Annotated in this window: 14 protein-coding genes; 4 read left to right on the forward strand and 10 right to left on the reverse strand. The window is 70.4% G+C overall.

Features of this window, described 5'->3' with window-relative positions; translation table 11 throughout:
- Positions 1-79: 79 nt before the first annotated feature.
- Complete coding sequence (gene clpB / locus VT50_RS07075) at positions 80-2,671, reverse strand: ATP-dependent chaperone ClpB (protein WP_046087499.1); 2,592 nt, start codon at positions 2,669-2,671, stop codon at positions 80-82.
- A gap of 118 nt (positions 2,672-2,789) precedes the next feature.
- Here clpB and VT50_RS07080 point away from each other — a divergent pair, with 118 nt between their 5' ends.
- On the forward strand, positions 2,790-3,197 hold the full coding sequence (locus VT50_RS07080) for a pyridoxamine 5'-phosphate oxidase family protein (RefSeq protein WP_046087498.1): 408 nt from the start codon (positions 2,790-2,792) through the stop codon (positions 3,195-3,197).
- Positions 3,198-3,228: 31 nt separating this feature from the next.
- On the opposite strand, the gene proP is transcribed toward VT50_RS07080, so the two are convergent.
- The 6 genes from proP to dnaK form a co-directional block, all read right to left on the reverse strand.
- Entirely contained in the window at positions 3,229-4,767 is a 1,539-nt protein-coding gene (proP, locus tag VT50_RS07085) for a glycine betaine/L-proline transporter ProP (protein ID WP_206269359.1), read from the reverse strand.
- A gap of 129 nt (positions 4,768-4,896) precedes the next feature.
- Positions 4,897-5,268: a cupin domain-containing protein gene (locus VT50_RS07090; protein ID WP_046087496.1), complete on the reverse strand. Its 372-nt coding sequence runs from the start codon at positions 5,266-5,268 to the stop codon at positions 4,897-4,899.
- Between the two features lie 232 nt (positions 5,269-5,500).
- Positions 5,501-5,974, reverse strand: coding sequence for a heat shock protein transcriptional repressor HspR (locus VT50_RS07095; RefSeq protein ID WP_046087495.1), 474 nt, complete (start codon positions 5,972-5,974; stop codon positions 5,501-5,503).
- Position 5,975: 1 nt separating this feature from the next.
- Entirely contained in the window at positions 5,976-7,166 is a 1,191-nt protein-coding gene (dnaJ, locus tag VT50_RS07100; protein ID WP_046087494.1) for a molecular chaperone DnaJ, read from the reverse strand.
- A 45-nt stretch (positions 7,167-7,211) separates the two neighbouring features.
- Positions 7,212-7,868: a nucleotide exchange factor GrpE gene (grpE, locus tag VT50_RS07105; protein ID WP_046087493.1), complete on the reverse strand. Its 657-nt coding sequence runs from the start codon at positions 7,866-7,868 to the stop codon at positions 7,212-7,214.
- Positions 7,865-9,736 carry a molecular chaperone DnaK gene (dnaK, locus tag VT50_RS07110; protein ID WP_046087492.1) on the reverse strand — a complete coding sequence of 624 codons (1,872 nt, stop codon included), beginning with the start codon at positions 9,734-9,736 and terminating at the stop codon, positions 7,865-7,867. Before dnaK ends, grpE begins: the two co-directional genes overlap by 4 nt.
- 332 nt (positions 9,737-10,068) lie before the next feature.
- Here dnaK and VT50_RS07115 point away from each other — a divergent pair, with 332 nt between their 5' ends.
- Positions 10,069-12,360: a (Fe-S)-binding protein gene (locus VT50_RS07115; RefSeq protein ID WP_046087491.1), complete on the forward strand. Its 2,292-nt coding sequence runs from the start codon at positions 10,069-10,071 to the stop codon at positions 12,358-12,360.
- A 66-nt stretch (positions 12,361-12,426) separates the two neighbouring features.
- Here VT50_RS07115 and VT50_RS07120 read toward each other — a convergent pair whose 3' ends face one another.
- Positions 12,427-15,534 (reverse strand): SpoIIE family protein phosphatase, encoded by a 3,108-nt coding sequence (locus tag VT50_RS07120; protein ID WP_240529072.1) that lies wholly within the window; start codon positions 15,532-15,534, stop codon positions 12,427-12,429.
- A 458-nt stretch (positions 15,535-15,992) separates the two neighbouring features.
- Between VT50_RS07120 and VT50_RS07125 the strand changes: the two genes are divergently transcribed.
- Both VT50_RS07125 and VT50_RS07130 read left to right on the forward strand, forming a co-directional pair.
- A complete protein-coding gene (locus VT50_RS07125) occupies positions 15,993-17,666 on the forward strand; it encodes an FG-GAP repeat domain-containing protein (RefSeq protein WP_053048818.1) in 1,674 nt (557 codons plus the stop codon).
- A gap of 225 nt (positions 17,667-17,891) precedes the next feature.
- Positions 17,892-18,848, forward strand: a complete 957-nt coding sequence (locus tag VT50_RS07130) for a Yip1 family protein (RefSeq protein ID WP_046090065.1) — start codon at positions 17,892-17,894, stop codon at positions 18,846-18,848.
- 159 nt (positions 18,849-19,007) lie between these two features.
- On the opposite strand, the gene VT50_RS07135 is transcribed toward VT50_RS07130, so the two are convergent.
- Both VT50_RS07135 and dcd read right to left on the reverse strand, forming a co-directional pair.
- Positions 19,008-19,505 (reverse strand): phosphoribosyltransferase, encoded by a 498-nt coding sequence (locus VT50_RS07135; RefSeq protein ID WP_046090064.1) that lies wholly within the window; start codon positions 19,503-19,505, stop codon positions 19,008-19,010.
- 5 nt (positions 19,506-19,510) lie between these two features.
- On the reverse strand, positions 19,511-20,086 hold the full coding sequence (dcd, locus tag VT50_RS07140) for a dCTP deaminase (protein WP_020869751.1): 576 nt from the start codon (positions 20,084-20,086) through the stop codon (positions 19,511-19,513).
- Positions 20,087-20,545 lie beyond the last annotated feature (459 nt).

Below are 20,545 nucleotides of genomic sequence, written 5' to 3' on the forward strand. Positions count from 1 at the left end.
CACACCCGCCCCCGCCGTGCAACCCCGGCCGTGCATTGCCCGATCCGGTCGAACGGGGCCGGGTGAACAGGGGATGGATCTACTGCTCGGGGCCCACCAGCAGCTCGTCGCCGACCCGGTCCACCCGGACCTTGTCGCCGTCCCGCACCTCCCCGGCGAGGATCTCCTTGGCCAGCCGGTCGCCGATCGCCGTCTGGATCAGGCGGCGCAGCGGGCGCGCCCCGTACGCCGGGTCGTTGCCCTCCTCGGCCAGCCACTCCAGCGCGGCCGGGGTGACGTCGAGGGTCAGCCTGCGGTCGGCGAGGCGGCGGGCCAGCATGGCGATCTGGAGCTCGGCGATCCGGGCCAGCTCCGGGCCGCTGAGCGCGGAGAAGACCACGAGGTCGTCCAGGCGATTGAGGAATTCGGGCTTGAAGGAGGTGCGCACGGTCTCCAGGACGCGTCGCTTCTTCTCCTCCTCGCCGAGCAGCGGATCCATCAGGTACTGGCTGCCCAGGTTGGAGGTGAGCACCAGGATGGTGTTGCGGAAGTCCACCGTCCGGCCCTGGCCGTCGGTGAGCCGTCCGTCGTCGAGGACCTGCAGCAGGATGTCGAAGACCTCGGGGTGGGCCTTCTCCACCTCGTCAAGCAGCACCACGCTGTACGGGCGGCGGCGCACCGCCTCGGTGAGCTGGCCGCCCTCCTCGTAGCCGACGTAGCCGGGCGGGGCGCCGACCAGCCGGGCCACGCTGTGCTTCTCGCCGTATTCGCTCATGTCGATGCGGACCATGGCCCGCTCGTCGTCGAAGAGGAAGTCGGCGAGCGCCTTGGCCAGCTCGGTCTTGCCGACGCCGGTGGGGCCGAGGAAGAGGAACGAGCCGGTGGGCCGGTCCGGGTCGGCGATGCCCGCCCGGGTCCTGCGCACGGCGTCCGAGACGGCCCGTACGGCCTCGGTCTGGCCGATCAGCCGCTTGCCCAGCTCGTCCTCCATGCGCAGCAGTTTCTTTGTCTCGCCCTCCAGCAGCCGGCCCGCGGGGATACCGGTCCAGGAGGCGACCACATCGGCCACGTCGTCCGGGCCGACCTCCTCCTTGACCATCGTCGAGCGGTCCCCCTGGACCTCGGCCTCGGCCTCCGACGCCTCGGCCAGCTCCCGCTCGACGGCCGGGATCTCCCCGTACAGCAGCTTGGAGGCGGTGTCGAAGTCGCCGTCGCGCTGGGCGCGCTCGGCCTGGCCGCGCAGCTCGTCCAGCTTCTCCTTGAGCTCACCGACGCGGTTGAGACCCTGCTTCTCCTTCTCCCAGCGGGCGGTCAGGCCGCGCAGCTCCTCCTCCTTGTCGGCGAGGTCGCGGCGCAGCTTCTCCAACCGCTGCTTGCTGGCCTCGTCGGTCTCCCGGGCGAGGGCCATCTCCTCCATCCGCATCCGGTCCACCGACCGCTGGAGCTCATCGATCTCCACGGGCGAGGAGTCGATCTCCATCCGGAGCCGGGAGGCCGCCTCGTCCACCAGGTCGATGGCCTTGTCGGGCAGGAAGCGGGAGGTGATGTACCGGTCGGAGAGGGCGGCCGCGGCCACCAGCGCGCCATCGGCGATCTGCACCTTGTGGTGGGCCTCGTAGCGGCCCTTGAGCCCGCGCAGGATGGCGACGGTGTCCTCGACGGTCGGCTCGGCCACCAGCACCTGCTGGAAGCGGCGCTCCAGCGCGGCGTCCTTCTCGATCCGCTCGCGGTACTCGTCGAGGGTGGTGGCGCCGACCATGCGCAGCTCACCGCGGGCCAGCATCGGCTTGAGCATATTGCCCGCGTCCATCGCGGAGTCGCCGCCGGCGCCCGCGCCGACGACGGTGTGGAGCTCGTCGATGAAGGTGATGATCTGGCCGTCGCTGGACTTGATCTCGGCCAGGACGGTCTTCAGCCGCTCCTCGAACTCACCGCGGTACTTCGCGCCCGCGACCATCGCGCCGAGGTCGAGGGCGACCAGACGCTTGTCGCGCAGGCTCTCGGGCACATCGCCCTTGACGATCCGCTGGGCCAGCCCCTCGACGACGGCCGTCTTGCCGACGCCCGGGTCGCCGATCAGCACCGGGTTGTTCTTGGTGCGCCGGGAGAGCACCTGCACCACCCGGCGGATCTCCTGGTCCCGGCCGATGACCGGGTCCAGCTTGCCCTCGCGCGCGGCGGCGGTGAAGTCCGTGCCGAACTTCTCCAGGGCCTTGTACGTGCCCTCCGGATCGGGCGTCGTCACCCGCTGTCCACCCCTGACCCTCTCGAACGCGGCGAGCAGCTTCTTGGCGCCCGCCCCCTGCTTCCCGAGCAGCTCCCCGGCCTGGCCGCCCTTGGCGGCGATGCCGATGAGGAGGTGCTCGGTGGAGACATAGTCGTCCCCGAGTTCCCTGGCCCGCTGGGTGGCGTCCGCGATGACGGCCAGCAGGTCGCGGCTGGCCTGCGGCGGGGCCACGGTGGAGCCCTGGACGCTGGGCAGCGCGGCGAGCAGCCGCTCGGCGCCGTCGCGCACCAGGGCCGCGTCGGCCTCGACGGCGGCCAGCAGATCCATCACGTTCTCGTTGTCCCGGCCCTGCAGCAGGGCGAGCAGCAGATGCGCGGGCGTCATGTCCGCATGCCCGGAGGACACCGCCCGGTCATTGGCGGCGCTCAGCGCCGCCCGGCTCTTGTTGGTCAGCTCGGCATCCACGTCCCTGTGCTCCTCCTCGCTCCGATCTTTCCATCCCTGCCCTACCCAACCTCCGTAAAGTTGAGTCTATTCCACTCAACCTCGCGAACGCCACTCCTCTGGCCTTAGGTTCGGGACCATGTCCGTCGATCCTCGCGACCCCGATCCCGAGTACCTCGATTTCTGGCGCGAACGCCATGTGTGCACCCTGACCACTCCGCGCCCGGACGGCACCCCGCACGTGGTACCGGTCGGCGTCACCTACGACCCGGAGGCCGGGCTCGCCCGCGTCATCGCGAGCCGTCACAGCCGTAAGGTCGCCCATGTCCTGTCGGCGGCGGGCGCGGGCGGTGCGCGGGTCGCGGTCTGCCAGACGGCGGGCAGGCGGTGGGCCACGCTGGAGGGGGTCGCGGTGGTTCGGGAGGAGCCCGAGCTGATCGCGGACGCCGAACGCCGCTATGCGGAGCGCTATCAGCGCGCTCCCCGCCCCAACCCGGACCGCGTCGTCATCGAGATCGCGCTCACCCGGGCCATGGGCCGGGCCTGAGCCGCGGACAGGACTTGAGCCGGGGCCCCGGTCACCCCTCGTCCTCCTCCTGGCGGTGCCCCGCCCCCGCCCACGGGTGGCGCAACCGGATCCAGACGTCGCGGGCGTGCCGCCCGGCCTCCGTGCGGCTCTCGGCCACCGCCGTACGCGCCTCCTCCTCGGTCTCCACCATGGGCCCGGAACCGCGCAGCGGCTTCCCCGCCGTCTCGCGCAGGAACACCGTGGAGACCAGCCCGATCGCGCCCGCCACCATCAGGTAGAAGGCGGGCACCAGCGTGTTGTGGGTGGTGGCCACCAGCCACGAGGCCAGCAGCGGTGTGGTCCCGCCGAACAGCGAAACGGAGAGGTTGTACGAGATCGACAGCGCCCCGTAGCGCAGCCGGGTCGGGAACAGCGCCGGGAGCGTCGCTGCGCTCGTCCCCGCGAAGGTGACCAGCATCGCGCCCAGGATCAGACAGCCGATCGCCTGCCTCAGGACGCCGCCCTCCCGGATCAGCAGCACCGCCGGAATGGCCAGCACGATCATGCCCACGCTGCCGAACAGGAACAGCGGCCGCCGCCCCCAGCGGTCGGAGGTGCGCCCGACCACCGTGATCGCCAGCACCACGAACAGCATCGTGCCCAGCACCAGCACCTGGGCCTTGGTGGCGTCATCGCCGAGCGTGGAGGTCATGAACGTCGGCAGGTACGACGTCACCATGTAGTTGGTGACGTTGTACATCAGCACCAGCCCCATGCAGATCAGCACCGCCTGCCAGTGCCGGGTGAAGATCTCCTTCAGCCGCCCCCGCCCCGACTGCCGCGCCTCCTCGATCGGCAGGGTCTCACCGCGCGCCTCCGCCGCCTCGGCCTCCTCGGCCGCCCGCTCGGCCACCTGCTGGAACGCCGGGGTCTCCTCCAGCCGCAGCCGCATATAGAGACCGATCAGCCCCAGCGGCCCCGCCACCAGGAACGGCACCCGCCAGCCCCAGTCCACCATCCCGGCCTCGCCGATGGCGGCGGTGAGCACGGTGACCAGGCCGGAGCCCAGCGAATAGCCGATGAAGGTGCCGAAGTCGAGCCAGCTGCCGAGGAAGCCACGGCGCTGGTCCGGTGCGAACTCGGCGATGTACGTGGTCGCCCCCGCGTACTCCCCGCCGGTCGAGAAGCCCTGCACCACCCGGCACACCAGCAGCAGCACCGGGGCGGCGAAGCCGATCTGGGAGTAGCCGGGCAGCAGGCCCACCGCGAAGGTGCCGGCCGCCATCATGATCATGGTGGTCGACAGCACCAGCCGCCGTCCGATCCGGTCGCCCAGCGGCCCGAACACCAGGCCGCCCAGGGGCCGCACCAGGAACGCCACCGCGAAGGTGGCGAACGTGGAGACCACCTGGGCGGCGGGGTCCTCGGCGGGAAAGAAGACCCTGCCCAAGGTGACGGCGACATAGGCGTAGACACCGAAGTCAAACCACTCCATGGTGTTGCCGATCGCCGTCGCCGCGACGGCGCGGCGCATGCCCGACTTGTCGACGACCGTGACGTCCTCGATCGCCAGCGGCTCCTTGCGGCGGCGCAGCAGGGTGCGGATCAACTGGTCGGTACGGGCGCTGCCGTGCGGCCAACCTCCGCGGCGGGGGCCGCGCGGTGGTCTCGGACCAGTAGTCATCTCGTCCCCTGCCGCCGGCTGAACCGCTATCTGACGCCGCCCCCGCCCCCGGGCTCAGACCCCGGCGTCACTGGACTTCGCATAGGTCTCCGCCATCTGCCCGCCGACGTCGTACACCACGACCTGCTCATCGCCGATGACCCAGGCGTCATGGCCGGGCGGCACCACATAGACGTCCCCGGGCCCCACCTCGGCCTCGGCGCCATCGGCCGCGCGCAGCCGCATCCGGCCCTGGACCACGATCCCTCGGTGGTGGACCTCGCACAGGTCCGTCCCCACGATCGGCCGCACCGACTCCCGCCAGCGCCATCCGGGCTCGAAGGTGCCCACGGCGAAATCCAGCCCGGTCAGGTGCAGGGCCTCAATGTGGCCCCCGGGAAAATCACGCCGCTCATCAGGCTTCTCGATCATCTTGACTTCCACCATGGCGATACCTCCTCCCACATATCTCCATGGTGCGCCCGGCGGCCCCCTTCGGCGCGCCCGGCCAGGAGGCCCGCCGGGCGGTCACCGGGCCGGTCCCTGGCGTGTCCGGGCCCGTGCCCGGCATGGGTCCCGGCGTGCGAAAGGCCCGGTGACCGTGAGGACGGTCACCGGGCCCGCGATCAGCCCGCGCACAAGCCCCGTGCGCAGGGCGCCGGGTGCCGTGCGCCGGGCGCTACTCCGGGCGCTTGGGCCGCCAAACCACCAGGGCGCTGCTCTGCTGGACGTCCTGGTAGCGGACCAGGTCGCGGCGGTAGGAGGCGTGGACCTGGGCCTCGCGCTGCTGCATGGCCGTCGCGGCGCCCTCGACCGCGGCCTGGAGCTCGGCGACCCGCGACTGGAGGGCCGCGACCTGGTTCTCCAGTTCGATGATGCGCTTGATCCCGGCGAGGTTGATGCCCTCGTCCTGGGACAGCTGCTGGACCTGGCGGAGCAGCTGGATGTCGCGCGCGGAGTACCGGCGGCCGCGCCCGGCGGTACGGTCGGGGGAGACCAGGCCGAGGCGGTCGTACTGACGCAGGGTCTGCGGGTGCAGCCCGGAGAGCTGGGCGGCCACCGAGATGACGTAGACCGGCGAATCCTCAGTCAGCTCATAGGGGTTGCGGGGTCGGCCAGCGGCCCTGCCTCCGAATCCTCCTCGGCCGTCCATCTCATGCTCCCTTCGCGGCCTTGAACAGCTCCGCCCGTGGGTCCTCCCCCACGGTCGCCTCGCGATACGACTCCAGCGCGCCCCGCGCCGACTCGTTCAGGTCCTTCGGCACCGTGACCTCGACGGTGACCAGCAGGTCGCCGCGGGTGCCGTCCTTGCGCACCGCGCCCTTGCCCCGGGCGCGCATGGTCCGCCCGTTGGGCGTGCCGGGCGGCAGCTTCAGGGTGACCGGCGGGCCGCCCAGGGTCGGGACCTTGATCTCGCCGCCGAGCGCCGCCTCGGGAAGGGTGACGGGCACGGTGACGGTCAGGTTGTCGTCCTTACGGCCGAAGACCGGATGCGGGTCCACATTCACCACCACGTACAGATCGCCCGCGGGGCCGCCGGTCTCGCCCGGGGCGCCCTTGCCGCGCAGCCGGATCCGCTGGCCGTCGCTGACCCCCGCGGGGATCCGGACCTGCATGGTGCGGGCGGAACGGGCCCGTCCGCTGCCCTTGCAGGTCTCGCACGGGTTCTGCGCGATCAGCCCGCGGCCGCGGCACTCCACGCACGGGTCGGTGAGCGAGAAGCCGCCCCCGCCGCCCCGGCTGACCTGGCCGGTGCCGACACAGGTCGGGCAGACGCGCGGGGTGCCGTCCCGGTCGCCGGTGCCCGAGCACGCCTTGCACGGGGCCTGGCTGGACATCCGCAGCGGGACCGTGGCCCCCTCGACGGCCTCGGTGAAGCTGAGCGTCACCTCGGACTCGATGTCCTGGCCCCGGCGCGGCTGGGCACGGGTGGCCCCGCCGCGGCCGAACAGCCCGCCGAAGACATCCCCGAGCCCGCCGCCGAAGCCACCGGCGCCGCCACCGCCACCGCCGCCGCCCTGCGCGCCCCCGCCGAAGAGGTCGCCCAGGTCGAAGTTGAAGCTGCCGGTGGAGCCCGGCCCGCCCGGCCCGGGGCGGAAGCCCCCGTTGCCGAACAGCGCGCGGGCCTCGTCGTACTCCTTGCGCCGCTTGGGGTCCCCGAGGATGTCATTGGCCTCGGAGATCTCCTTGAACCGGTCCTCGGCCTTGGCGTCGCCCTTGTTGGCGTCCGGGTGGTACTCGCGGGCGAGCTTCCGGTACGCCTTCTTGATCTCCGCCTCGGTGGCGTCCTTGGGGACGCCGAGGACTTTGTAGTAGTCCTTCTCCACGAAGTCCTTGGTGCTCATCCCCGACGTCCCTCCTCTCCTGCTGCTCTCGCGGTCACCGTCGCGTCAGCCCTCTTCCGGGCCACCGCTCTCCTCGTCCGGCGCCGCGGTCTCGCCCTCGTCCTGGCCGGAGGAGGCCCCCGGCTGGGGCTCGGCGACGGCGACCCGCGCCGGGCGGATCGTTCGCTCGCCGATTCGATACCCCGGCTGCAGAATCTGCACGCACGTGGTCTCGGTGACATCCGGCGCGTACGAGTGCATCAGGGCCTCGTGGATCAGCGGGTCGAAGGGCTCGCCCTCCTTGCCGAACTGCTGGAGGCCCAGCTTGGACGACACCGACTCCACCGATTCGCCGACGGACTTGAAGCCGCCGACGAGCTCGCCGTGGTCACGGGCGCGGCCGATGTCGTCGAGCACGGGCAGCAGCTCGGACAGGAGGCTCGCGACCGCGATCTCCTTGACCGTCGCCCGGTCCCGCTCGACCCGGCGCCGATAGTTCTGGTACTCCGCCTGGAGCCGCTGGAGGTCGGCCGTCCGCTCGTTGAGCGCGGTACGGACCTGGTCCAGCTGTGCCTGAAGGGCCACTTGCTCGAGGTCCCCGGCCGGGGCTGCCGGGCCCGCCTTGTCGGCGGACCCGGCGCCCTTCGCCGCGTCGTCGGGGGTCTGCGCGGCTTCGGAGGGGACGTCGGGCTGCTCCTCGAAGCCCGGGGTCTCCTCCGTCACGCGGCACCACCCTGACCCTTGTCGGCCTTGTCGTCGTCGACGATCTCGGCGTCCACCACATCGTCATCGGCCTTGGCCTGGCCCTCGGCGCCGGCGTCACCGGCGGTGGCACCGGCCGCGCCCGCGCCGTCCGCCTGGGTGTTGGCGTACATGGCCTGGCCCAGCTTCTGGCTGACCGCGGCGACCTTCTCGGTCGCGGTGCGGATCTCGGCGGTGTCCTCGCCCTCGAGCTTCGCCTTCAGCTCGGTGAGGGCCTCCTCGACCTCGGTCTTGACCTCGCCAGGGACCTTGTCCTCGTTGTCCTTGAGGAACTTGTCCGTCTGGTAGACCAGCTGCTCGGCCTGGTTGCGGGTCTCGGCGGCCTCGCGGCGCTTGTGGTCCTCCTCCGCGTACTGCTCGGCCTCGCGCATCATGCGGTCGATGTCGTCCTTCGGCAGCGCGGAGCCGCCGGTGACGGTCATCTTCTGCTCCTTGCCGGTGCCGAGGTCCTTCGCGCCGACGTGCATGATGCCGTTGGCGTCGATGTCGAAGGTGACCTCGATCTGCGGCACGCCGCGCGGCGCCGGGGGCAGACCGGTCAGCTCGAACATCCCGAGCTTCTTGTTGTACGCCGCGATCTCGCGCTCGCCCTGGTAGACCTGGATCTGCACGGACGGCTGGTTGTCCTCGGCCGTGGTGAAGATCTCCGAGCGCTTGGTCGGAATGGTCGTGTTGCGCTCGATCAGCTTGGTCATGATGCCGCCCTTGGTCTCGATGCCGAGGGACAGCGGGGTGACGTCCAGCAGCAGGACGTCCTTGACCTCGCCCTTGAGGACACCGGCCTGGAGGGAGGCACCGATGGCGACGACCTCGTCCGGGTTGACGCCCTTGTTGGCCTCCTTGCCGCCGGTCAGCTCCTTGACGAGCTCGGCGACGGCGGGCATCCGGGTCGAGCCGCCGACCAGGACCACGTGGTCGATCTCGGACAGCGAGATGCCCGCGTCCTTGATGACGTTGTGGAACGGGGTCTTGCAGCGCTCCAGCAGGTCGGAGGTGAGCTGCTGGAACTGGGCGCGGGTGAGCCTCTCGTCCAGGTGCAGCGGGCCCTCGGCGGACGCCGTGATGTAGGGCAGGTTGATGGTGGTCTCGGACGAGCTGGAGAGCTCGATCTTCGCCTTCTCAGCGGCCTCGCGGAGGCGCTGCAGGGCCATCTTGTCCTTGGACAGGTCGACGCCGTGGCCGTTGTTGAACTGCTTGACCAGGTAGTCGACGACGCGCTGGTCCCAGTCGTCACCACCGAGGTGGTTGTCACCGTTGGTGGCCTTGACCTCCACCACTCCGTCGCCGATCTCCAGCAGCGAGACGTCGAAGGTGCCGCCACCGAGGTCGAAGACCAGAATGGTCTGGTCGTCCTTCTCCAGCCCGTAGGCGAGCGCGGCGGCGGTAGGCTCGTTGACGATGCGCAGGACGTTGAGGCCCGCGATCTCACCGGCTTCCTTGGTGGCCTGGCGCTCGGCGTCGTTGAAGTACGCCGGGACGGTGATGACCGCGTCCGTGACCTTCTCACCGAGGTAGGACTCGGCGTCCCGCTTGAGCTTCTGCAGGATGAAGGCGCTCATCTGCTGCGGGTTGAAGTCCTTGCCGTCAAGGTTGATCTTCCAGTCGGTGCCCATGTGGCGCTTGACCGACCGAACGGTCCGGTCCACGTTGGTGACCGCCTGGCGCTTGGCGACCTCGCCGACCAGCACCTCGCCGTTCTTCGCGAACGCGACGACGGACGGCGTGGTCCTGGCGCCCTCGGCGTTGGTGATGACGGTGGGCTCACCGCCTTCGAGAACACTGACGACGGAGTTCGTCGTACCCAGGTCGATGCCGACCGCACGTGCCATTTCGGGATCCTCCAGCTACAGCATTGAGTGGAACAGGCTCAAGCGTGCATCAGCCGCTCCACCGCTGTCAACAGACCTGAGTCGACAGGGCTCAACTTTTATATGAGGCTTATGCCCAAGCGGGCGCGGACGAGGCACGGACGAGGCGTGGGAGGGGGTGGAGGAGGGGTGGAAGAGGTGGCGCGGGGCCATGTGAGCGACGCAGATCACCGGCTGGTCGACTACATGGGTTCCCGTCCGGGCGGGTAATCTCGGTCAAGCCACATTAAGTTACTGCTTAGTAATCAGGTATTGCTTAGTAATCCAGCTCTCGCAGGTTCGAGGAGCCCCTTATGCAACTCGCCGCGATCATCGTGTCGCTGGTCCTCACCGCGGTCGGCGTTGCCCTGCTCGGCCGGGCCGTCGCGCAGTTCGTGCGCTTCTTCAAGCTCGGCGCGCCGGTCCCGGCGGGGGCCAGGACCGACAATCCCTGGCAGCGCAGCGTGACCCTGGTCCGCGAGTTCCTCGCGCACACGCGCATGAACAAGTGGGGCGTCATCGGCGTCGCCCACTGGTTCGTGGCGATCGGCTTCCTGACCCTGCCGCCGACCATCATCAACGCCTATGGCCAGCTCTTCCAGGCGGATTGGACGCTGCCGGTCCTCGGTGGCTTCCTCCCCTACGAGCTGTACATCGAGTTCATCGGCACGATGACCACCCTGGGCATCCTGACGCTGATGGCGATCCGGCTGCTGAACCTGCCCAGCCGGGCCGGGCGCAAGTCCCGATTCGCGGGCTCCACCGCCTGGCAGGCGTACTTCGTCGAGTACGTCATCCTCATCATCGGCCTCGCGATCATGGCGCTGCGCGGCACCGAGGGCGCACTCCACCACGTCGACGCCTACGAGCCCGCGTACTTCGCCTCGTATCCGCTGGTCCAGCTCTTCGACGGGCTCAGCGTGGACACGGTGCAGAACCTGACCTACCTCTTCGCGATGATCAAGCTCGGTACGACCATGATCTGGATGATCACGGTCAGCACCAACCTCGACATGAGCATCGCCTGGCACCGCTTCCTCGCCTTCCCCAACATCTGGTTCAAGCGCAACGCGGACGGCGAGGTGGCGCTCGGCGCGCTGCAGCCGATGGTGAGCGAGGGCGAGCCGATCGACTTCGAGGACCCGGACGAGGACGCCCAGTTCGGCGTCTCGCAGATCGAGCACTTCTCCTGGAAGGGCATCCTCGACTTCTCCACCTGCACCGAATGCGGCCGCTGCCAGTCGCAGTGCCCCGCCTGGAACACCGGCAAGCCGCTCTCGCCCAAACTGCTGATCATGGCGCTGCGCGACCACTCGCACGCCAAGGCCCCGTATCTGCTCGCCGGTGGCGGCAAGACGGCGGAGGGCGAGGAGAAAGCGAGCGAGGAGCAGCTGGCCGGTGTGCCCGCGGCGGCGCTGGCGGAGGCCGAGCGGCCGCTGATCGGCCCGCTGGAAGCCGCGTCCGACGGCGGCTTCGCCGCGGGCGGCGTGATCGACCCGGACGTGCTGTGGTCCTGCACCACCTGCGGTGCGTGCGTCGAGCAGTGCCCGGTGGACATCGAGCACGTCGACCACATCGTGGACATGCGCCGCTACCAGGTGATGATCGAGTCCTCGTTCCCGTCCGAGGCGGGCACGATGCTCAAGAACCTGGAGAAGAAGGGCAACCCCTGGGGGCTGGCCAAGAAGCAGCGGCTGGCGTGGACCAAGGAAGTCGACTTCGAGGTGCCGGTCGTCGGCAAGGACATCGAGGACCTCACCGAGGTCGACTACCTGTACTGGGTCGGCTGCGCGGGCGCCCTGGAGGACCGGGCCAAGAAGACCACCAAGGCCTTCGCGGAGCTGCTGCACATCGCGGGCGTCAAGTTCGCGATCATGGGTGGCGACGAGGCGTGCACCGGTGACTCCGCCCGCCGCCTGGGCAATGAGTTCCTCTTCCAGCAACTCGGCCAGCAGAACGTCGAGATGCTGAACATGGCCTTCGGCGAGGACGGTGAGGACGAGTCGTCCAGGAAGCCGAAGTCGGCGAAGAAGATCGTCGCCACCTGCCCGCACTGCTTCAACACCATCGCCAACGAATACCCGCAGCTGGGCGGCGAGTTCGAGGTCATCCACCACACCCAGCTGCTGCAGCACCTCATCGACGAGGGCAAGCTCACCCCGGTCACCCCGGTCGAGGGTCTGATCACCTACCACGACCCCTGCTACCTGGGCCGCCACAACAAGGTCTACACCCCGCCGCGCGAGATCATCGCCAAGGTGCCGGGGCTGCGGAACGAGGAGATGCACCGCCACAAGGAGCGCGGCTTCTGCTGTGGCGCGGGCGGCGCCCGGATGTGGATGGAGGAGCGGATCGGCAAGCGCATCAACAACGAGCGCGTGGACGAGGCGCTGTCCCTCAACCCGGACATCGTCTCCACCGCCTGCCCGTTCTGCCTGGTGATGCTGACCGACTCCGTCAACGGCAAGAAGAACGAGGGAAGCGCGAAGGAGGAGCTGCAGGTCGTGGATGTGTCGCAGCTGCTCCTTGACTCGGTGAAGACCCCGGCCGAGCCGGAGGGCGACGGCGAGTCGGCCGAGGCCCCGGAGCCCGCCCCGGTGAAGTGACGCCCCCGCGCCGACCGTGACGAGGCCCGCCCGCGCAGTGCGCGGGCGGGCCTCGTCACGGTACGTCTACGGCCTCGGCTTGCCGTTGTTCTTCGACGGCGGCAGCGCCTGCTCGGTCCAGATGACCTTGCCGTCCGCCGTGTAGCGGGTGCCCCAGCGGTCGGCGAACTGCGAGACCAGGAACAGCCCCCGGCCGCCCTCGTCCGTCGTCCCCGCGTACCGCAGATGCGGGGAGGTGCTGCTGGTGTCGAAGACCTCGCAGATCAGGCTGCGGTCGCAGAGCAGCCGTACCCGGATCGGGCCGGTCGCGTAGCGGATCGCGTTGGTGATCAGCTCGCTGAGGATGAGCTCGGTCGTGAACGCGACATCGCCCAGGTCCCACTCCGCCAGCTTCCGGGCCACCGCGGCGCGCACCCCGGCCACCCGCGCCGGATCGGACGCCACCTCCCAGTCGGCGGTCAGACCGGGCTCCAGCACCCTCGTACGGGCCACGATGAGCGCGATGTCATCGCTCGGCCGATCGGGCAGCAGCGCGTCAAGCACCGCCGTACAGGCGTCCTCAGGCGTCCGGCCGGGGTGGGACAGGGCGCCGCGCAGCATCTCCAGACCGGTGTCGATGTCGCGGTCGCGCTTTTCGATCAGCCCGTCCGTGTAGAGCACCAGATGGCTGCCCTCGGGCAGCTCGAGCTCCGACGTCTCGAACGGCAGCCCGCCCAGGCCGAGCGGCGGCCCCGCGGGCAGGTCAAGGAACTCCACCGAACCGTCCGGACGCACCAGCGCGGGCGGCGGATGACCGGCCCGCGCCATCGTGCAACGCCGCGTCACCGGATCGTAGATCGCGTACAGACACGTCGCCCCGGTGATGCCCTCACTGCCACCGCCGCCACCGCTGCCGTCGCCGTCCGGCCCGCCCGGACCCTCGTCCTGGTCGATCCGCGCGATGAGATCGTCAAGGTGGGAAAGGATCTCATCCGGCGGGAGATCGAGCGTGGAGAAATTGTGCACCGCCGTCCGCAACCGCCCCATCGTGGCCGCCGCATGCAGACCATGCCCCACCACATCCCCCACCACCAACGCCACCCGCGCCCCCGGCAACGGAATGACATCGAACCAGTCACCCCCCACCCCCGACTCCGCAGGGAGATAGCGGTACGCCACGTCCAGCGCGTTCTGCTCCGGCAGCATCCGGGGCAGCAGGCTGCGCTGGAGGGTCACCGCCATGGTGTGCTCACGGGTGTAGCGGCGGGCGTTGTCGATGCTCACGGCGGCCCGGGTGACCAGCTCCTCCGCGAGGGAGACGTCGTCCTCCTCGAAGGGCTCCGGCTTCTCCGCGCGCATGAAGCTGGCCACGCCCAGGACGACGCCCCGGGCCCGCAGCGGGATCGTGATCATCGAGTGGATGCCGTAGTCCACGATCCGGCGGGCGAGGTCGGGGTCCTGCTCCTGCCAGCCGCTGAAGTCGCCCAGCACCGGCTCGACCGTGACCGCTCCACTGCGGAAGCCGCGGGCCTGGGGCGCTCTCGGGCCGAACTCGATCAGCATGCCGAGGGGGTAGAGCGGGCCGTCGTCGCGGATGCCGCTGAGGGCCGTACGGCGCAGCACCGTACGGTCGCCGTCCGCGGCCGCCACGGCGTCACCCGAGCCCGCTTCCTGGGCGCTGGTGCCCGAGACCCCGTCCGGGGGCTCCTCACCGCGCAGCACCGAGTCCGCGAGGTCCACCGAGACGTAGTCGGCAAACCGGGCCACCGCGTACTGCGCCAGCTCCTGGGCGGTGCGCACCACGTCCAGCGTGGTGCCGATGGAGACGCCCGCGTCGTACAGCAGCTTGAGGCGGTTGCGAGCGAGGTCGACCTTTCCGGACAGCGCCCGCAGCTCCGTGGTGTCGCGCAGGGTGGCGACGCTGCCCGGCGGGCCGCCGTCGCGGTCGGTGGGGCGGTGGCTGACGGACAGCAGCCGCTCACCCGCCGTATGGACCTCGTCGGTGGCGGGGCGCCCGGACACCAGCAGCGCGGCGGTGTGCGGATCGAAACCGAGCTCGGACACCAGGCGGCCCTCGGCGTCCGGCGGGAGGTCGAAGAGCCTGCGCGCCTCGTCGTTGGCCAGCACCAGCCGTCGGTCGCCGCCGACGATCAGCACGCCCTCGCGCACCGAGTGCAGCACCGCGTCATGGTGCTCGTACATCCGCGTCATCTCGGACGGGTCCAGCCCGTGGGTCTGGCGCCGCAGCCGCCTGCTGACCAGGGCCGTGCCCGCCGTGGCGAGCGCCATGGCGGCGGCGGCCGCGCCGAAGAGCAGCGGCAGCTGGTGGTCGGCGGCGCCGCTCACCTTCTTGATCGTGATACCGGCCGAGACCAGGCCGACGACCTTCCCCTGGCCGTCCTTGACGGGCACCACGGACCGTACGGACAGGCCGAGCGTGCCGGTGAAGGTCTCCTGGACCGTCCGGCCCTCGGCCGCCGGGCGGATGCTGCCCATGAAGTGCTTGCCGATGCGGTTCGGGTTGGGGTGGGTGTAGCGGATCCCCTGCGGGGTCATGGCCACGACGAAGTCGACCCCGGAGCCCTTACGGGCCCGCTCGGCGAGCGGCTGCAGCACGGCGCTGGGATCCCGGCCGCGCAGCGCGCTCACCATGCCCGGCGCGTTCGCGAAGCTCTCGGCGACCGCCATGGAGCGGTTACTGGCCTCCCGCTCGCTGTCGTAGCGGGACTGCAGGACGAGCGCCACGACGGCGGCCACGACCAGCAGCAGCACGACGCCGACCTGCAGGACGAAGACCTGCCCGGCCACGGTGCGCACGCCGCGCACCGGGCTCCAGCGGGGGCGCCGCCGATAGCCGCGGCCGTGGGGATCACCGGGACCGCCGCCGGAGCCGGAGCCGGAACCGCGGCCAGGGCCGGGGCCGGAGCCGCGGTCAGGGCTGGATCCGCGGCCCCTCCAGCCGGTGCGCACCGGTGGCCGCCCGGGCGGGCTCAGCTGGGCGTATGTGCTCTGCCGACCCTGCGGGGCCCAGTGGTCATCGGGGCCCGGCGAGCCCTGCACATCGGCTTGATCGCGCTGACCGCGCTGATCGCGCCGCTCCCATGCCGAACGGGGCCCCTCACGCCGACCGCGCGGGCGCCAGTCGGTCATCGTGCGGGCCAGCGGAGCCCGTGGTCGACCGAAGAGTCCGGCCATGTCGTTATTTCTAGCACCCTCGCTCAGCGGCGGGCGAGCGGCGTCATCCGCCGCCGACCGAGCACTCCCGTCCGACATCGCGGCTACACCCCGCCCGTGCCCTCTTTCACCGGTCTCGTCGCTCCACCCATCATCCGCACACCGTGCGTCAAGCACATGGTTGCCCCCGCTTTTCCGCATCGAAGTTCCGCGCCGGACGTACCGATACTGGCCGTGAAGTACCCCTTCTCACAACGACGTTGCGAATTCACTACAGGATCATGCCCAACACCGCATCCGTAAATGTCCTGGACGGCCCTTGTGCACTAAAGGTCATCTTTACAGCCAAGCGGAACGATTGATCCCGCCCCATCCGGAAAGATCAGCGAGCGCGATCCGGCCCGGACAGCAGGCATCACCCTCGTAACGAAGTGCCGCGCCCCTTGGCGTCAGCGGCCCTGATGGGTTGAGGTGGCCCGATGACGCCAGCACATCCCCCCACAGCACCACCCGGCCGCGTCCCGGGCCCCCGGCGCCGCTCCTTCCCCTGCGGCCTCCGTATCCCCCGCGCCCGTATCCCCGGCGTCTCCCGCGTCCCCGGCGCCCCCACAGCCCCTGCCGCCGCCTCCGCCGCCGCTTCGGTCACCACGTCCGTCACCACCTCCACCACCTCCGTCGCCACGTCCGTCGCCACGTCCGTCGCCGCCGGTACGGCCTGTCTGGCGCTGCTGCTCACCGCCTGCGGCCCCGACGACGGCGCCAAGGGCCAGGGCGACGGCTCCGCCGGGCCCGTCATCACCCCCACCGCGACCGCGCCCGTCCCCCACGGCAAGGGCAGTCGGCTGCCGGATGACGTCAACGGTGACGGCTACCCCGATCTGCGCGTCCCCGTCCCGTCCGGCAAAGGGGGCCTGCCCAGCTGGATCGCCTTCGTCCACGGCTCCTCCCACGGGCTGAATCCCGCCACCCGGACCGTGCTCCGCCACCGCGACCTCGGGCTGCCGTCCCAGGACGTCACCGTCGCGGGCGCGACCGAGGTGGCCACGGCCGACCTCGACGGCGACGGCTACGCCGACGTCACCACCACGGCGGGCGAGCCGCTCGGCAAGCAGGAGACCGAACGCACCCAGGCCACCGTCCGGACCGTCCCCTACGTCTCCTGGGGCGGCCCCGGCGGCCCCCACCGCGCCCGCTCCGCCGCCCGCGTCCAGCTGACCGGCCCGAACGACGGCGTGGACGCCCAGAGCCCGACCGTCGGCGACTTCAACGGCGACGGCCACCACGACCTGGCCCTGGTCCGCGCGGACCGGCACTCGCTGCTGGTGCTGTACGGGCCGTTCAACCGGGCGGGCGAGGCCACCCGGACCGTGCCGTACGCGAGCCCGCTGGAGGGCCACGGCGAGATCGGCGATCTCATCGCCGACACCATCGCCGACACCGCGGACGGCCCCCGCGCCACCGATCTGGTGGTGCACGCGGTCAACGACAACGACCAGTCCGGCTCCGCCCTCCTCACCGCCGGGTCCCACGGCCTCAGCCATACGAGCCGCAGGCTGCGCGAGGGCAACTCGATCACCTTCGGCGACTTCGACGGCGACGGCCGCCGCGATGTCGCGGTCGGCGACAGCGGCACGCGCGACGACGAGCCGGGCGTGGAGACGGAGCGGCCGGACATCGGCAAGACGGTGAGCGTCTACCACAAGGGGGCGGCGCAGGCGGCCGGTTCGGTTCCGCACCCCCTTAAGGTGCCCGGGATGTCGGGCACCCTGGCCGCCGCCGACACCAATGGAGACGGCACCGATGAACTGGCCGTCTCCCTCGGGCGGGGCGGCGTCGAACTGCTCACCCTGCGGGGCTCCCACCCCGCCACGACCCGCATCGCCGGACGTCATCTGCTGACCCGCGCGGCACCCGCCGTCGTGGACGGCAAGACCATCCGTAAGGGCGAACGCGCGGCCCGGCTCTACGGCGTCGCGGACTTCGATCGCGACGGTAAGGACGAGGTCGTCCTGGCGTGGGGCCCCGGTCTGGCCTTCTCGCGGTACGGCGAACGTCCCGAGTGGTGGTGGATCACGGACGGCACGACGGACAAGACGGCCTTCAGCAGCAAGCCGTTCGCGGCGAAGGCGAAGGCGAAGGCGGACGCGGACTAGGAGCGCGGGCGCGGGCTCGGAACGGCGAACGCGGACGCGGACGCGGACCAGGGGAGGCGCGCCGCGCATGCCCACCGGCCGCCCTCGGCACCCCCCCAGCCACCCCCACCCCCCACCGGCGGAAAACCCATAAGGGACCCCCTAGGGGATGTCACAGCTCGGCCGCAATGCCCGGGTCGCCCATACAGCTCCCCCACCGGCCCCCCGACGAACGGGTACGTTCGAATGGTGGCTGGATTCAGGATCGGACGCGGACGGGACTCCCACTCCGCGCAACAAGGGCAGCAGCAGCGGCCGCAGCAGCCGCCATACGGGCAGAACGCCCCGTACGGCGGTCAGCAGCAGCCGCAGTGGCAGCAGCCCTCCTCACAGGGAGAGCCGGAGTATTTCGGCGGCCAGGACCCCCACTACGGCCCCGGGCCCGGGCAGGGCCCCGGCCCCGGAGGCTACGGCCAGGGGCAGAGACCGTACGGACAGGGCGGCGGCACGTACGCCGACAACAACTCGGGCCATACGCAGCAGTTCAGCGTCGGCGAGGCGCCCGACGCGTACGACCCGTACGGCCAGGGCCCCGGTTCGTACGACGACGGCTACGGCGGGCAGACGTACCGCGCGGGCTCCTCCACGGCCCCGCCCGTCGGCCCCCGGCTGCACTGGCAGCAGTTGCTGAGCGGCATCGTGCTGCGCCCGTCGGCCACCTTCTGGCAGATGCGGGACTACGCGGTGTGGGGCCCGGCGCTGATCGTGACCTTCGTCTACGGTCTGCTGGCGGTCTTCAGCTTCGATGACGCCCGTAAGGACGTCCTCAACGCCCCCATGTCCAACAGCATCCCGTGGGTGCTCACCGCGGGCGTCGCCATGGTGATCAGTGGGCTGATCCTGGGCGCCGTCACCCACACCCTCGCCCGCCAGCTGGGCGGCGACGGCACCTGGGCGCCCACCATCGGCCTGTCGATGCTGATCATGTCGATCACGGACGCGCCGCGGCTGGTGTTCGCGCTCTTCCTGGGCGGGGACAGCTCGCTGGTGAAGGTGCTGGGCTGGGTGACCTGGCTGGCGGCGGGCGCGCTCTTCACCTCGATGGTGAGCAAGTCGCACGACCTGCCGTGGCAGAAGGCGCTGGGCGCGTCGGCGCTCCAGCTGATCGCGCTGCTGAGCCTGCTGAAGCTGGGAACGCTGTAAGGCGGGAACGCAGTATGGCGGGAGCGCTGTAAGGCGGGGACGCTGTAAGGCCCGCACCACCGGCACCACAGGCCGTAAGACAGGCACCACGACAAGGGGCCCGCACCGGCGGGCCCCTCAGCTCATGCATCCCATGCGTCTCGTGCGCAGTGGCCGATGTCAGGCTTCCCGCACCTGCCCCTCCCGCCGCACCACGGGCGGTTCCACGCTCCAGGGGAAGTTGATCCACTGGTCGGTGCGCTGCCAGACGTATTCGCACTTCACCAGCGACGCGGACTTTTCGTAGATCACCGCGCTGCGCACCTCGGCGACCGTCCCGAGGCAGAAGTCCCGGACCAGCTTCAGCGTCTTGCCGGTGTCCGCCACATCATCGGCGATCAGCACCTTCTTGTCGGAGAAGTCGATCGCGTTGGGCACGGGCGCGAGCATCACGGGCATGTCGAGGGTGGTCCCCACACCCGTGTAGAACTCCACGTTCACCAGGTGGATGTTCTTGCAGTCGAGCGCGTACGCCAGCCCACCGGCCACGAAGACCCCGCCGCGGGCTATGGAGAGCACGATGTCGGGCTCGTAGCCATCCCCGGCGATCTTCTCCGCCAGCTCGCGGACCGCGGCGCCGAACCGCTCGTACGTAAGGTTCTCCCGCTGCTCCCCCACGCCGCTCACACCTTCGTCCGGTGGAAACTCTGGAACGACCGCGAGGGCGTCGGCCCGCGCTGCCCCTGGTAGCGGGAGCCGTAACGGGCGGAACCGTAAGGATGCTCCGCGGGCGAGGTCAGCCGGAACATACACAGCTGCCCGATCTTCATCCCCGGCCAGAGCTTGATCGGCAGCGTCGCGACATTCGACAGCTCGAGCGTGACGTGCCCGGAGAACCCGGGGTCGATAAAGCCCGCCGTGGAGTGCGTCAGCAGCCCCAGCCGCCCCAGACTCGACTTCCCCTCGAGCCGCGAGGCGATGTCATCCGGCAGCGAGACGACCTCGTACGTCGAGGCGAGCACGAACTCCCCGGGGTGCAGGATGAACGCGTCCTCACCCTCGGGCTCCACCAGCCGCGTCAGATCGGGCTGCTCCACCGCCGGGTCGATATGCGGATAGCGGTGGTTCTCGAACACCCGGAAGAACCGGTCCAGCCTTACATCGATGCTCGACGGCTGCACCATCGCCGGATCGTACGGATCAATCCGCACCCGCCCGGCGTCGATCTCGGCCCGGATGTCCTTGTCTGAGAGAAGCACCCAAAGAGGATACGCACATCACAGACACCCCCACGGCACAGGCCCGGCCCCACCGGACCGGGCCCGCACCCTGCGACTTCATCAGCTACCGCTCACCGCTTATCGGCTCCTACCGGCACCGCGTGCCGAAGCCGAGCGCAACGCGGACACCGCAGCAACCGGCCGGGGCCGATGCGATCGACGGTGAGGTGCTGCATCGGGAACGAGGAGGTGCTGAACACATGTCCCTCAGCACAACGGACAACGGTGCGCTCCATGAGTCCCTTCCCCAAGAACGTGGACGGCGTGGACGACAAAAGCCACATTAGGGGATCAACCACACCCTGCTCTACGCGGCACTCCGCACCCCCACCGTACGCCCAACTCCCCCACCCCAACAGCCGCTTCCACCCCCCGGACACCCCAAAAATCCACCCCAAAACCACACCAACTCCCCCTCAAAACATCCCCCACCTCACC

The sequence above is a fragment of the Streptomyces antioxidans genome (assembly GCF_000968685.2).
Taxonomy (GTDB): domain Bacteria; phylum Actinomycetota; class Actinomycetes; order Streptomycetales; family Streptomycetaceae; genus Streptomyces; species Streptomyces antioxidans.